This is a genomic window from Nostoc sp. PCC 9305 (assembly GCF_963920915.1).
Lineage (GTDB): Bacteria > Cyanobacteriota > Cyanobacteriia > Cyanobacteriales > Nostocaceae > Nostoc.
Map to the genome: position 1 here is coordinate 1 of NZ_CAWUDN010000079.1, position 14,368 is coordinate 14,368.

Annotated in this window: 11 protein-coding genes and 1 tRNA gene; 7 read left to right on the forward strand and 5 right to left on the reverse strand. The window is 41.2% G+C overall.

Going from position 1 to position 14,368, the window contains the following annotated elements; genetic code table 11:
• The first annotated feature begins 698 nt into the window (after positions 1-698).
• The 5 genes from rsmA to ACM0OX_RS24935 all read left to right on the forward strand — a co-directional run bounded on the left by rsmA (position 699) and on the right by ACM0OX_RS24935 (position 4,316).
• On the forward strand, positions 699-1,523 hold the full coding sequence (rsmA, locus tag ACM0OX_RS24915; RefSeq protein WP_414517595.1) for a 16S rRNA (adenine(1518)-N(6)/adenine(1519)-N(6))-dimethyltransferase RsmA: 825 nt from the start codon (positions 699-701) through the stop codon (positions 1,521-1,523).
• A 98-nt stretch (positions 1,524-1,621) separates the two neighbouring features.
• Positions 1,622-2,575 (forward strand): 4-(cytidine 5'-diphospho)-2-C-methyl-D-erythritol kinase, encoded by a 954-nt coding sequence (gene ispE / locus ACM0OX_RS24920; protein ID WP_414517596.1) that lies wholly within the window; start codon positions 1,622-1,624, stop codon positions 2,573-2,575.
• 159 nt (positions 2,576-2,734) lie between these two features.
• The gene (locus ACM0OX_RS24925; protein ID WP_094353499.1) at positions 2,735-3,064 is read left to right on the forward strand and encodes a DUF3082 domain-containing protein; all 330 of its coding nucleotides are present in this window, start codon (positions 2,735-2,737) and stop codon (positions 3,062-3,064) included.
• A 397-nt stretch (positions 3,065-3,461) separates the two neighbouring features.
• On the forward strand, positions 3,462-4,073 hold the full coding sequence (locus ACM0OX_RS24930; protein ID WP_414517597.1) for a sporulation/spore germination protein: 612 nt from the start codon (positions 3,462-3,464) through the stop codon (positions 4,071-4,073).
• A gap of 171 nt (positions 4,074-4,244) precedes the next feature.
• Positions 4,245-4,316 (forward strand) — tRNA-Gly (locus ACM0OX_RS24935).
• Between the two features lie 264 nt (positions 4,317-4,580).
• Here ACM0OX_RS24935 and ACM0OX_RS24940 read toward each other — a convergent pair.
• Positions 4,581-6,338, reverse strand: coding sequence for a hypothetical protein (locus ACM0OX_RS24940; protein ID WP_414517598.1), 1,758 nt, complete (start codon positions 6,336-6,338; stop codon positions 4,581-4,583).
• 618 nt (positions 6,339-6,956) lie between these two features.
• On the opposite strand from ACM0OX_RS24940, the gene ACM0OX_RS24945 reads away from it, so the two are divergent.
• Both ACM0OX_RS24945 and ACM0OX_RS24950 read left to right on the forward strand, forming a co-directional pair.
• Positions 6,957-8,183, forward strand: a complete 1,227-nt coding sequence (locus tag ACM0OX_RS24945) for an ATP-grasp domain-containing protein (RefSeq protein WP_414517599.1) — start codon at positions 6,957-6,959, stop codon at positions 8,181-8,183.
• 297 nt (positions 8,184-8,480) lie between these two features.
• Positions 8,481-9,362, forward strand: coding sequence for a succinate--CoA ligase subunit alpha (locus ACM0OX_RS24950; RefSeq protein ID WP_414517600.1), 882 nt, complete (start codon positions 8,481-8,483; stop codon positions 9,360-9,362).
• Positions 9,363-9,665: 303 nt separating this feature from the next.
• On the opposite strand, the gene ACM0OX_RS24955 is transcribed toward ACM0OX_RS24950, so the two are convergent.
• From ACM0OX_RS24955 to cysK, 4 genes are all read right to left on the reverse strand, one after another.
• Complete coding sequence (locus ACM0OX_RS24955) at positions 9,666-10,754, reverse strand: sensor histidine kinase (RefSeq protein ID WP_414517601.1); 1,089 nt, start codon at positions 10,752-10,754, stop codon at positions 9,666-9,668.
• 5 nt (positions 10,755-10,759) lie between these two features.
• Positions 10,760-11,470 (reverse strand): response regulator transcription factor, encoded by a 711-nt coding sequence (locus ACM0OX_RS24960; RefSeq protein WP_334822762.1) that lies wholly within the window; start codon positions 11,468-11,470, stop codon positions 10,760-10,762.
• 100 nt (positions 11,471-11,570) lie between these two features.
• On the reverse strand, positions 11,571-12,266 hold the full coding sequence (locus ACM0OX_RS24965; protein WP_414517602.1) for an NYN domain-containing protein: 696 nt from the start codon (positions 12,264-12,266) through the stop codon (positions 11,571-11,573).
• Between the two features lie 594 nt (positions 12,267-12,860).
• The gene (gene cysK / locus ACM0OX_RS24970; protein ID WP_414517603.1) at positions 12,861-13,820 is read right to left on the reverse strand and encodes a cysteine synthase A; all 960 of its coding nucleotides are present in this window, start codon (positions 13,818-13,820) and stop codon (positions 12,861-12,863) included.
• Between the last annotated feature and the right edge of the window lie 548 nt (positions 13,821-14,368).

Below are 14,368 nucleotides of genomic sequence, written 5' to 3' on the forward strand. Positions count from 1 at the left end.
GTGTTAAGCATACCGCCAGCGTTCATCCTGAGCCAGGATCAAACTCTCCGTTTTGTTGTGTTTCGAGTTTGTGGCTCTGAAAAAAATATTTTCCAGAATCCTAGTTACTAATTTTGATTATATTTTTGGGAAATCCCAAAAGCAAAATCTTTTGACGAGGATTGGTTTTTTCTTAAGCTTTCAAAGTATTATATTTTTTAGGTTCAGCGGTCGTTTGCGTTTTTTGCTTCCCGACTTAACTAGAGTAACTAGTCATCCCCTAGTTTGTCAAGGGGTAAATTTATTATTTTTCCTAAAAGGGCAAATCGCCTGAGTGGCATTACTTTCAAGTGAATGCCTTAAGCAATGGGAGGGGGCAAAAACAAAGTGGCTAAACCTGACTGGGTGAATAATTCACGTTGAGTGATTATCGAAAAAGGCAGGAATAGTCTTGCTGGAGGGATTTATCCGGAATTCTTACGCCTGAACTAACCATATACATAATATTAAGAGCATAATTGTTGCGGAGCTTGTGATTTAAGACTCCCATCTTACAGGTGAAGCTGATATTGGCATCTACGCGATCGCTATCACTACGTTCGTGGAGCGTTTGGAGGAGAAGATAGGAGTTACAGTGAGTCTAGCGCTGTAGAGGGGCTTCAAAATTTATAATGAATTTTTGAGAAAAAGCTAAAAACTAGACTAGGCAATAAATACAGATGATCCGACCGCGTAAGGTCTTTGCTCAACATTGGCTCAAAAGTGAAAAGGCGCTCGACGCAATAATTAAAGCAGCTGAGTGTACAGAAGGCGATCGCGTCCTGGAAATTGGGCCTGGAACCGGCATTCTGACTCGTCGTTTATTACCCTTAGTGCAATCTCTGGTTGCAGTTGAAATAGACCGCGACTTATGCCAACTGTTGTCAAAGCAACTTGGTAAGAATGAAAATTTTTTACTGCTGCAAGGCGATTTTCTTACTCTAGATTTACCATCTTATCTGGCAGCCTTTCCCAATTTCCAACAGCCAAATAAGGTAGTAGCCAATATTCCCTATAATATTACAGGGCCAATCATTGAGAAACTACTGGGTACGATCGCTAACCCCAATCCTGAACCATTTGACTCAATAGTGTTGCTGGTACAAAAAGAAGTCGCAGAAAGGTTATATGCTAAATCAGGTTCAAAAGCTTTTGGGGCTTTGAGTGTGCGGGTACAGTATTTGGCTGAGTGTGAGTTAATCTGCACAGTCCCAGCCGCTGCATTCCATCCACCGCCAAAAGTCGATTCAGCAGTGGTGCGATTGCGCCCTCGAAAAATAGAAATACCAGCGTTTAACCCCCGACAATTAGAGAATTTCTTAAAATTGGGGTTTGGTGCCAAGCGCAAAATGTTACGAAATAATTTGCAATCTGTTATAGAACGCGATCGCTTGAGCCACTTACTGGAACAATTAAAAATAAATCCCCAAGCTAGAGCCGAAGACATCAGCGTTCAGCAATGGGTAATTTTAGCAAATGAATTGGGAGTAGAAATTAGGGAGTAGGAAATAAAGCATATTTTTCCCATTCCTCCTTCTTCATTCCCCATTACCCCTTATCCCCAGAGGGGGCCCCACCTTCCCCATTCGCCCACTTCCAGAAAATGCGTTCCTACAGCCTAATTGCCCCTGCTAAAATCAACTTGTATCTGGAAATCATTGGCGATCGCCCCGATGGCTATCACGAGTTAGCTATGATACTTCAAAGCATCGGGCTTGCAGACCAAATTCATGTGCATTCTATCAGCACTGACAACATCCGTGTTCACTGCAACCACCCACAAGTACCGACAGATAAAAGTAATCTGGCATACCGGGCAGCAGAATTAATGGTGAGGCAATTTCCCGAAGCCTTTGCTAGATATGGGGGTGTGGAGATTACCGTCAACAAGCAGATTCCTGTAGCTGCTGGATTGGCTGGGGGTTCGACGAATGCAGCAGCTGTGTTGGTGGGAATAGATTTACTGTGGAAGTTGGGGCTAACTCAGTCAGAATTAGAGGAGTTGGGAGGTAGACTCGGTTCAGATGTACCGTTCTGTGTGGCGGGTGGAACTGCGATCGCAACAGGTAGGGGTGAGCAACTTTCTCCCCTGCCGAGTTTAGATAACCTACATATAGTATTGGCGAAATACCGCAGTCTGGAAGTTTCTACACCTTGGGCATACAAAACCTATCGACAGCAGTTTGGTCATTCTTATATTAGAGATAGCGACAACTTGGCAGCACGTGCTAATGCAGTTCATTCAGGAAAAATAGTAAAAGCGATCCTGGATAAAAATACAAGAGAAATTGCCCAAAAACTGCACAATGATTTAGAGCGCGTGGTATTGCCAGCCTATCCCCAAGTTTTACAGTTGCGAGAAGTATTTGCTAATCAGGAAGGCGTTTTAGGAACAATGATGTCTGGTTCTGGGCCAACAGTTTTTGCTCTTGTTGAGTCTCAGCAGCAGGCAGAGCAAGTGAAACTGCAAGTCAGGGAAGCAATTCTTGATGAAGACTTAGAATTGTTTGTGACTCGGACAATTACACATGGTATTCAGGTGGCATCTTCAGTTTAAATAAATCTTTATTGTTAATGGAGTATGGGCAATAAGCTGATAAATGAGCTTTTAAGTGGCATATTTCAAATCTCCAAAAAAACGCAAAGATGCAATTTAAATGACAATAATTATTCCTAATGCTCCAATCCAAAATCTAACATCTAAAATCTAAATATTATGAATGACCAAAATCTAACGCCGCAAACAGATGCTAAAGAACAGGTGACAGCTAGTCCATTACGCTGTTTTACTGGGGCAGTGATTTCTGGAGGAATGGGATTTGCAGCGTATTCGCTGATGATTGCGATCGCGACAAATTTTGCTAGTAAACCGATCCATTCAATCAATCCATTGGTGGTGAAGATTTCTTCTGCTGTCCGCACTCTGGTTGTTGGTGTAGTTGCTTTAGGTAGCGGGATTTTTGCTATAGTGGCAATTGGTTTGTTGGCTTTGGGAGTGCAATTATTAGTGCAACAATTGACGAAGCAAAAAAGTAGTGAAAACTAGTAATTTGCTTTTAATCAGTAATCTCAAAGCACAAGTTTTTCTAAGGCAGTATGACTTCCCCTTACTCTGCAAGGAGTTGATTTTACTCTTGCCAAATTTATTTAGCACAAGCAGCAAGCGCAGATGCAGTGCTACTGGTTGCAGTAATTCTCTGGTTTATTGTATCTCTAATTGTTTTAGTCAAGCTTTTTGGGATTAACGTAGACACAAAGTGGCTTTTTCTCAGACATGACTCCTTGAATAGCAAATGTTGCAATTTTGGTATTTAGTATAAAAATTGACTTTAAAATATTTTGGGTTGACACTTTATAGACTGGCTCAATATTCACAAATTTATGCGGAATTGATACCAGGACACTGAAATCGATAACAACAACATTATTTATAAGCAAAATCTATGAACACAATCAAGAGATATTTTTTACCCCCTATTTTTGTGACAATGGTTGTGAGCCTCGGTAGTTGTAGTTCTAACCCTACCGCAGGTAATATTGACAGCGCAACGTCATACCCTACCACAGCACCAGCACCAACGAATAGCCTACCTTCTCAGTCTCCCAGCCAAATTCCTAGCGTAGCTCAGTTGAGAGAAAAATCTCCTAATCAAGAATCTTCTAAAGAAAATACGCCTTCCTCACCAACTTCTAAGGTTGCAACTGCCAAAACAACTACCGTAACACTATACACAAGTGATACCCAGTGTCAAAAACTCATTCCAGAAAAGATTTCAGTACCAGCTGAGGAACCAGTGACAAATGTCGTGAGTAAAATCTTAGAAAAACGAGATACAAGCGACTTTAGCTTGTCTGGGTATCGTGTCAACATTAAAAATGGCATTGCTACAGTTGATTTACGCATATCTCCTGAGTCAAAGCGGCAAATAACTTCTCTTTCTAGTTGTGAACAGTTTGCTCTGTTTGGCAGTCTCCGCAAAACTTTAACGAGTAATGCTCAATGGAATATTAAAGAGGTTCGCTTCACGGAGCGAGGCGAGGACATTGTTCTTTAGTTAAATATGGTAGTAAGTGCCGTCATCAGCTAGCGAAAAAGATTTTCCGATCTGAACAGCCGCATGACTCATGCATCAGTATTTGCCAGAGTAGTGTATGTTCTAGGCAATTGAAAACAGCTGCAAATAATGGTATATTTTATTTGAGTACTAAGTTTATGTTAGCAATCTGCGGGTGTAATTCAGTGGTAGAATGTCACCTTCCCATGGTGAACGTCGTGGGTTCGAGTCCCATCGCCCGCTTTAAAATCTGCAAGTTTTCAGTACCAATGGGAATATCACCCAATTGTTGACCAGCTGCTTGGCTTTATTGTGAAGTTATTGTCTAAAATCTGTTATCTTCACCCACTGATGCGATCGCTATTTTCCTTAAATAGGAAAAACCCTGACATAATCCTTACTATGTCAGGGTTTTAGGTATTTGAAATGCTGTGACAATATTTTGTTAAATTGACAAATAATTAGTTAATGTACAATTCATCCTTTATACTTCACTGGGGATGCTACTTACCCGCCTAAAGTCCGCGTATAAATTACCTGACCTTGGGAATCATAAAGAAAAAGGGATAGATTGGCATTTTCACCAATTACGGCTAAGGCTTCGCGTAAGATTTGCAAATGATTGGTAACATCAACAGCAGTATCCGAATTCTTAGAATAAGGACTAGCCAAGTTATTTTGCCTTATTTGGTCATATTCAGGGGTTAGTCGGACAATAATTTCTGCATTGTCTATGCTAAAGGTGCAAATCCGAATTCCATTAATACAGGTCTTATCTAAGTCAGTACGGGTTTGTTGCAAACTACTAACAACTTGTAGTTTTTCTTGTGCTTGTTTGAGCGTAGCTGAATAGGGTTCGATGAGAGACTGAGCCTGAGTGTAGTACAAGCTATCTTGGGGAACTTTTTTAGCAGTTTGCAAAGCCTGCTCCCAATATATCGCCGCTGCTTGCCATTGTTTTTGTTGTTCATAAACTTTGGCTTGCTTGGCAGTGCTAAGGGCCTGTTGGTAGGTTTTAACAGCTAATTGTTCTTTAGTAGCGCGATCGCGTACTAATACTAACTTAGGTTTATAATCTACCAACAGCTTTTGGGCTTCTTGGTATCCAACGCTATTTCGGGGAATGGTATTCAAGGCATTAATTACCACCAGCCAAGTAGACTGCGCCTTTTGCCAGTCATTCAAGGATTTAGCGGCAGCTTCCCGCTTCTCGGCTGCAACGGCTACAACTTTTGCCGCCGTTAGTTTTTTCAGCCATTTTTCCTCAATAAATATCTGTTGATTTACAGCGTGCAAACGGACACGATAATTCAGTAATTTACCCTGCACCAGCCCATAGAGTTCACTACTGGAACTTATACTTTCTAGTGGCGCTATAGCCTGTCGCCATAAGTGTTGCCTAGTTTGTAATTCTTCTAAGCTAGATGCTGGATTTTGAACTTTTTGTGTCGCCAAAGATGCTGTCTGCAAAGCTTTGACCACCTGATTGATTTTTTCTGCTCGTCCAGACAAACTTGCTTTTAGTTCCTGTGACAGCTGGTAACGAGGCGACCAACTAGGAATTACATTCAAGTCTGTGCTGGCTGCTGCAAGTTGCTGTTGTACAGCTACTAATTCTTTTTCAGACTTAGCGCGGCGCATGAGTTGCGGAGATTTTGTTTTTAATTGCTTGGCGTTTTGTATTTCCTTACACTCAGACATCACGCAAGGGCGAGTCAATAAGTAAGCACCACCGCCTAAAACTATAATTCCCAGCAATGCCGCACCCAGTAGGATAGGTTTGACCTGGAATCCTGGCTTTGAAGCCGACAAATTCGGCACATCTGCAAACGGGTCAAAGAGTTCTTCTTCTTTTTCTTCTTCGCTCTCATTGATTAATGGAGAATATGTCAGAGATGATGAGGGGGATATTACTTCCTCATCTCCTCGTACTTCCTCATCTCCCCCTGTTACCCATCCCCCCGTCGGCTTCAATGCCAAGAAACATTTAGTATAAGGGAGTTGTTCGCCAAAAACTCTGAGGAAACATTGCACCCGCTGTTCTTTCTGGGGTGCTAGAGACTGAAGTACCTCCTCAATGACTGCAAAAATTAGTTGAGCGTCAACGATTACATCTGACGCATGTTGCGTTAAAATCATTAGCTCGCCTTTATTGACGACGCACTTAACCTCGAAGACTTCAGCCGTTGAGACTTCTACAAGTAATTGTTCTTGCAAAGTTTTGGCTAAAAGCTGTAAATCTTCTTGCTGGACTGCTACTTTCATACAGCTTTCCCGCTGAACTTCTATATTGTTTTGATTATCTTTAAGGGGATGAAATGAACTTTTTAGGTTTGTTGAATGCAAATGCACAATTTAACCAACCACAGCCTGAGAATCTGAACGACCAACTTTCTAACACAAATTCTGACTTTTCACCAAAAATTAAAAAAGTAAATATTGTTCGTAACAATACATTTTTACAGCGCTAGATGCAAAATTAAATAATCTGTCTTCAGATATAAATTACAAATAAAAAATGGGAATAATAGAAGGTTTGAGTATTTTCACTGCATTACTTTGCGATAATTAAATTCACAAAAGCTACTGCTTTGCGAAATTCTAGTTGCAGAGCAATTTTTACCAAATTATCTAAAGGTTAAGAAAACGATGCTATGTCAGAGTGTTTTGACAAAAAAGCTAGTTATCTTCTATGCTGGGAAACTTGCTGAGGAGATTAATTATGTGTTGTGGCTCTGGCACAAACAAGTTGACTATCAAAATTAATATGCTTCATTTGCTCAATTCGATAAAATTGATCCGTGAAAAATAAGTTTTTATAGCTGCAAAATATCAAGACAGGAATAACCAAAATCTTGGAAAGTGTCAATACAAGGTGTATCAATGGATTTATTAGAGTACCAAGTTAAAGAATGGTTTGCGAAGATAGGCATTCCGGTATTGCCTTCCCAACGAATTGACCATCCTACAGATTTGAAAAGGTTAAAAATTCGCTTTCCAATTGTACTGAAATCTCAAGTCCACGGGGCGGAACGGGCAAAAGCTGGTGGAGTCAGGTTTGCCCAAACGACTATTGATGCGATCGCAGCAGCTCAAAATATCTTTAGTTTACCAATATGGGGTGAATTGCCGGAAGTTGTGCTGGCAGAATCTAAATACGACGCCAACCAAGAATTTTATCTAGCAGTAGTTTTAGATACTGCTGCCTGCCGACCGGTACTTTTAGGTTGCAAAGAAGCAGACATTGATTGGGAATCTGCTGGGGAAAGAATGCACTACGTTGTCGTGGAGCAGGAATTTTCGCCATTTTATGCTCGACGATTGGCTTTGAAAATGGGTTTGCAAGGAACGCTGATGCAGTCGGTAAGCAGCGTTGTGGAGAAGATGTACCACTTATTTGTCCAAAAAGACCTGGATTTAGTCGAAATTAATCCCTTGGCAGTCAGTACTACTAGTCAAGTTATGGCCCTTAATGGTAAAGTCAGGGTCAACGAACGGGCGATCAAGCGTCATCCCGATCTCGCCGAGATGGCAGCAAAAATTATCAGTCGTCATACCACTAGTGAAATTAACGGTATTTTGGGTGACTGGGATGGTGTGCAAATGCATGGAAAAATCGGTATTTTAGGTAATGGTACTGGTTCAGTGATGGCAACTTTAGATTTAGTTGCCAATGCTGGTGGCAATCCAGGTGTTTGTTTGAATCTACGTCATGCTTTCCTTACAGATACTACACCAACTACCTTCCGCGATCGCCTAGAAACAGGTTTGAAAATGCTGGAGGCTGATAAAAGCATTCAAGTAATACTAATTAACTTTCTGGGTAGTATTCCGCAAACTGAGGAAGTGGCTGAAGTTATAGCTAGAGTTGTGCAGCAAGACAACAGCGAACTTCAATCACAGGTTGTACGTTCTAATGGTAGTAAGGTTCGGCGACAGCTTAATTTTCCATCTTTAGTTGTCCGTCTTGCGGGTTCCGAATTTAACACTGCGAGAAAATATTTGACGACACTAAAAACCCACACCGATGCGCTCGTCGTGGTAGAAAATTTAGATGAGGCTGTGGCAGCAGCAGTTCTCCTTGCTAAACCAACGGCTAATAAAAGATAGTGAATGTCATTTTGTTCCAATTCAAAAATCAAAAATTATTAGTTTTTACCGTCGGGTATAAATTGTTAAATTTGATACTCAAATCAAGTACAGCTTTGCTTTCTGGAACTAAATTATATAGTACATTCAAACTGAATATTCCTATCTAGAGGCGCGTTTTCTGACTTTTGGAACACTCAGCCTCCAGACTAATTTTGGAAATTTCAGTAAAAATTGAATCAATACGACACTATAAATGTGTTGTTTCTATGCCCAGTGCTTTAAGGCACTGGGTTGCCAAATTTACGGTAATTTTTTATGAACCTAACACCAGAAAGTAAAGTCTTAATTCAAGGCTTTTGTGAATTTATATCAAGCACTCATGTTGCTCAAATGAAAGCTTATGGCACAAATTTGGTAGCTGGTGTTAATCCTGGATGCGGCGGACAGGAATTGTATGGACTGCCAGTATTTGATTTAGTAGAGGAGGTAATAGAACAATTTGGGGCGATTGACACGACAATTATTTGTGTAGATCCTTACGACGTATTAGATGCAGCATTAGAAGCGATCGCATCTAAGATTCGCCAGATTATTATTATTACTGCTGGCGTGCCGCCTTTGGATATGGTGCAATTACTACGCAAAGCCGAAGCTTGTGAAACTTTGGTAATCGGGCCAAATAGTCCGGGGATCATCGTACCGGGAAAGATTCTCTTAGGAACTCAACCCAGCGAATTTTATACCCCTGGAACAGTGGGGATCGTTAGTCGTAGCAGCACCCTCACCTACGAAATTGCCTACGAATTAACAAAAGCAGGTTTAGGGCAGTCGATTAGCGTCAGTATTGGTAGTGATGCGATCGTCGGTTCCTCATTTTTGCAATGGCTGCAAATTCTTGATGAAGATGAAACCACACAAGCGATCGTTTTAGTCGGTCAACCTGGTGGTGGTAGTGAAGAAGCAGCAGCGCGATACATTGCTGAGGCAATTGATAAACCAGTAATTGCCTACATTGCAGGTAGACAAGCACCACCAGGAAAAAGTTGGCGTCAAACCGGGACTTTAGCAACAGTTATCGGACGCGATCCTAACTTTGGCACAGCTCAAAGTAAATTAGCTGCTTTAAAAGAAGCAGAAGTGACAGTAGCAGAACGCCCTTCTCAAATTCCAGAATTATTGCGAAAGGAGATTAACTAATTACTAATTCGTATTTTGTAGTTAAGAATTCAATTACGAATTACGAATTACGAATTACGAATTATTTAGTCTTGGGAACGATTTTGAGGGAACAGGTAGGCGATCGCAGCATAACCCGAAGCACTGAGTAAACTAACCAAAAAAGCAGCCAAAATAAAAGTAGACATAATGTTACACTCTATGCATTTCTAAAATCCTGGCATTCATCAATAAGCTAGAATTTTGGATACTTTCAAATTAGCAATTGGGTATGACACAGCCATGACTACCTTGTGTCAATCCCTCGGAACTCAAGGTTTTGTCTCAAGCCAAAGGCAGAAAAAACCGAAACGTACTACCAACTCCCAATTTGCTTTCTACCTGAATTTGACCGCCTTGTAATTCAATCAAACGGCGGGAAATAGTTAAACCAATACCAGTACCTCCCGAATGGCGATCGCGCGATTGGTCAGCTCGCCAGAAGCGCTCAAACACATGAGGCAAGTTTTCTGGAGCGATACCAATGCCTGTATCACTAACCGCAATCCAGAGTTGAGATGCGTCAATCCCAACAGTAATGGTAATTGAACCTTCGTTTGTATAACGGACTGCATTACCTAGTAGATTAACCAATACCTGTTCTGTACGGTCAATATCTGCCAATACAGGAGGTAGCATAGATGGACATTGCAAGAGCATAACTGGCCCATCTTCTAATAATTGGTCGGTAAATTTCTCCACTAATGACTCTAACAACGGACGCAAATTTACCCGTTGGATATTAATTGGTAGATAACCAGCTTCTGCCTTAGATAATTCTTGTAAATCGTTCACCAACCGCTCTAAGCGCCGAGTTTCTTTCGCTAAACGCCGATAGATTTCAGGAGACGCTTCAATTTCTCCATCAGCCAGTTCCTCCAAGTAACCGCGCACCACAGTTAATGGTGTTCGTAATTCATGGGTCATATCTCCAATTACTTCTCGCCGCCGCGCTTCTACGCCTTCTAAACTGGCAGCCATTCGGTTGAAACTACTGCTCAATCCACTAAGTTCTGGAATATCAGATACAGGTAGTCGTGCATCCATTTGACCAGCAGCAAATTTTTGGGTGATTTGTTCCATCTCGGTCAATCGCTGCATAATCCGTCTGGAAACCCAGTAACTCAATCCTCCAGCGGCGGTAGTACCGACTAAGACTGACCAAAGAGTGCTGCGCTGCCAAGCAAGTTCAAATCCTGTAACCAATTCAGCACGGACATCGATTAAGTCGAACCCCTGATTTTCTAATCCTTCCAAATGTAAGACAAATAAGCGGGGGGAAGAAATTTTGCTAATGCTCACCAGACTAGCTACCCCCACAATCATTACTACTAAGTGGGAGAAAAATAGGCGCCCTCTCAGCCCCATCTTCATAACATTTACGCTACCAAAGGATCTTCAAATTTATAGCCCACCCCAACAACAGTTTTAATAAAAGTCGGATTTGCCGGATCGGGTTCAATCTTTTTTCGCAACCGAGCTACATGAGTATCTACCACTCGTTCATCGCCAAAAAAATTATCTCCCCAAAGTTTATCAATTAGTTGAGTGCGATTCCAAACTCGACCAGGATTACTGACAAAGGTGGTTAGCAAGTTAAATTCTAGGGTAGTTAAGTCCAAAATTTCAACTTCTTGAGAATTCATCTGGCGACTGGCAGTGCGCTGGTCTACATCAACAATAAAGTGTTGGGTACGATTGACTTGATGTTGTCCCCCTTGGCGAAGGCTACGCCGTAATAGTGCCCGCACCCTAGCTACCAACTCTCTGGGGCTAAAGGGTTTGACCATATAATCATCAGCACCAGTAGACAAACCAATGACGCGATCGATTTCTTCACCCTTAGCAGTCAGCATTAGAATATAAGGATCTTTTGCACCTGGTTTCTGGCGAATTCGGGCACAAACTTCCAACCCATCCAAACCAGGAATCATTAAATCTAAAATAATTAAATCCGGTGGTTGCTCTTGAAACATCCGCAAAGCATTCATACCATCGCGGCTAGTACGACAAAAAAATCCTTCTTTTTCTAAAGAGAGTTCGATTAAACGAGCAATTTCTGGTTCATCTTCAACTATTAAAATATCCATCTGAATATAGGGTCGAGCAAAATGGGCAGAGCGAAGACACGGAGAGACAGAGATATCTTTAACCGCGTCCCTGTGTCTCCCACTCTCCGCCTCTTTTTAATTAAAGGTTTGAATTTGACGCTGTGCGATAACTATAGCCAAGATTAGAATCTTTTTGAATGTGTGTTTTAATACTATCGAGGTCAATGAAGCAGTCAGCAACATCAATCAAACTTTCACTAGTCGTTGTTTGCAGACTAACTACTTCTACCCGAACCCCCATTCTGCTGACAGCGTTCACCGCATAAGCTAAATCTCCATCGCCACTGACTAAAACAGCTGTGTCATAGTAAGGAGCTAAAGTTATCATGTCTACAGCAATTTCTACATTCAGATTTGATTTTTTGAAATTCTCTGCTGGTACAACCAGTTCCTTTGCCACTACACGATAGCCATTACGACGCATCCACAATAGAAAACCCTGTTGCTTTTCATTACTGATATCAACCCCAGTATAGAAAAAAGCACGCAATAGTCTGGAACCGCTGGTTAAATGACAAAGCAATTTAACGTAGTCAATTTCTATGCCGAGTTGTAAGGCTGTATGGAAGAGGCTTAAGCCATCAATAAAAATAGCAACTCGACCACGATTTAAGTTATTCAAAATCAAACTATCAGGTGCAGGATCTCGCATCTTGGTATCTTTACCTTTGACAGCAGTATCGCTCAAATTTTGCCCTTGCCAATGTGGTTTCGCTTTGAGTACTTTAGGTTCCTTAAATTCATTGCTTTGTTTACTAAAATTAGTTATAATCATTGATACCTCTGATTTTAAAGCTGTAAAGAATTTTGACTAAATTTTCTATAGTATAGTGTGTGCTTGATTTATAACCTAGCAGGTAATGGTCTTAAGTCACTATATGCAGATAAGTTTAACTGCTGCTAAACAAGATTAAAAATAGACAGCGCAAGGTTTTCACTATTGTTATGGTTGATTTAACGAGATATTGCCTCTGCCCACAGATATGTTAATCTTTACCCACCGAGACAGCAAGAGTTTCGATAAAATAAATCTTTTTGTCAGGGTAAGGGCTGTTTTTGTTAGGTCTGTATTGCACTCAACCCAGAAGCACTATATCTATAATTGGGTAGGCATGAACTGTAAGACCTGTAATAGGGGCAACCCGACAGAGGCAAATTCCGCACAAGCATCCCACGGCTTTTTAGGGGAAATGAGCGTAGCAATATTTACGCATCTGTGGGAGTGTCAAAGAGTTAGAAGCACTAATAACGTAATATGGGCTGCGATCGCACCTCAAAAGGTAACTCAAAAAGTAAGTTGTATTAATTTATGTAAGAGCCAAATGAGAAGGACAGAGATGATTCGTTGCTCTCTTGTCCCCCTATTTGCTTAACGCGCGCCAGCAGTTTCTAAAGACAAATCTTGAAACATGGGTGTGCTGAGATAACGTTCGCCAAAGGAAGGCTGAATCATCACGATTAAACGTCCGGCATTTTCTGGACGTTTACCGACTTGAATTGCGGCACACAAAGCTGCACCAGAGGATATTCCAGACAATAAGCCTTCTTCTTTTGCCAAACGTCGCCCATAAGCGATCGCTTGTTCATCGCTGACTCGAATTACTTCATCAACTAATTCTAGGCGGAGAACATCTGGGATAAATCCGGCCCCAATACCTTGAATTTTATGTGGCCCGGCTTCACCACCAGAGAGGACTGGACTGTTGCTGGGTTCAACTGCGATCGCTTTAAAAGTCGCTTTGCGTTGCTTAAGTACTTCGGCAATCCCAGTAATCGTCCCACCAGTACCTACCCCAGCAATGACGATATCTACTTCCCCGTCTGTATCTGTCCAAATTTCTTCAGCGGTGGTTTCCTGGTGAACTTTGGGATTCGCAGGGTTACGGAACTGTTGCAGCATAAAAGCATTAGGAGTTTTAGCCACAATTTCTTCAGCTTTGCGAATTGCTCCCCGCATTCCCTCAGCGCCTGGTGTCAACTCCAAAGAAGCACCATAAGCCCTGAGCATAGCGCGTCGTTCTTGGCTCATAGTCTCAGGCATGGTCAAAATCAAACGGTAGCCACGCGCTGCTGCTACCATTGCTAGAGCAATTCCTGTATTACCGGAAGTAGGCTCAACTAAAATGGTCTTTCCTGGGGAAATTGAGCCAGCGGCTTCTGCCGAGAGTACCATACTTAACCCAATGCGGTCTTTCACCGAAGCTGCTGGGTTCATGCCTTCTAATTTAACAACTATTCTTGCAACTACTCCCTCAGCTTGAGGAATCTTGTTCAGTTGAACTAAAGGAGTTCGTCCAATTAGTTCTGTTATGTCTTGAGCAATCCGCATTATTTAACCCCTAAAATCCTAAATCTTAGTACAGAGTATTTACTTATAACAATAAGCTTTGATGTATTTATTTTGCCGTTTAATGTCAATGAGTGCATATACTATGTATTCTAACTAAACCACAAAATATGAAAGTTTAGGAAGAACTTTTATGAGATATTCCCATTGATTCTCACTTTATAAGAGGCTAGCTTACCATTCTTCTAGTTTACCATTTGGAATTGCTGGCTATTGTCTCTTGGGTTGAGATTCAGTTTTTATAATTCTGTATATATGAATGTTTTTTTCATTATTTTCTATTTTATTTGAAAATATAATTTACTTTCAAAATATTTAATTGATTTTCCTAATTTATTGGTCTATCTTTATCAAGAGACATTGATATTTTCTTTTGAGTGCAGATTTTGTCAGTCCCAAATTGCATCTAAAACAGTCTTTAACCATTGCCTACATTGCTTTGAGATTGAGTGCAAAAACGCCAGAACCCCACCTCGAAAATACTAGAACCCCGTCCGAAAAACACTAGCACCCATACCCCAATGAATTTT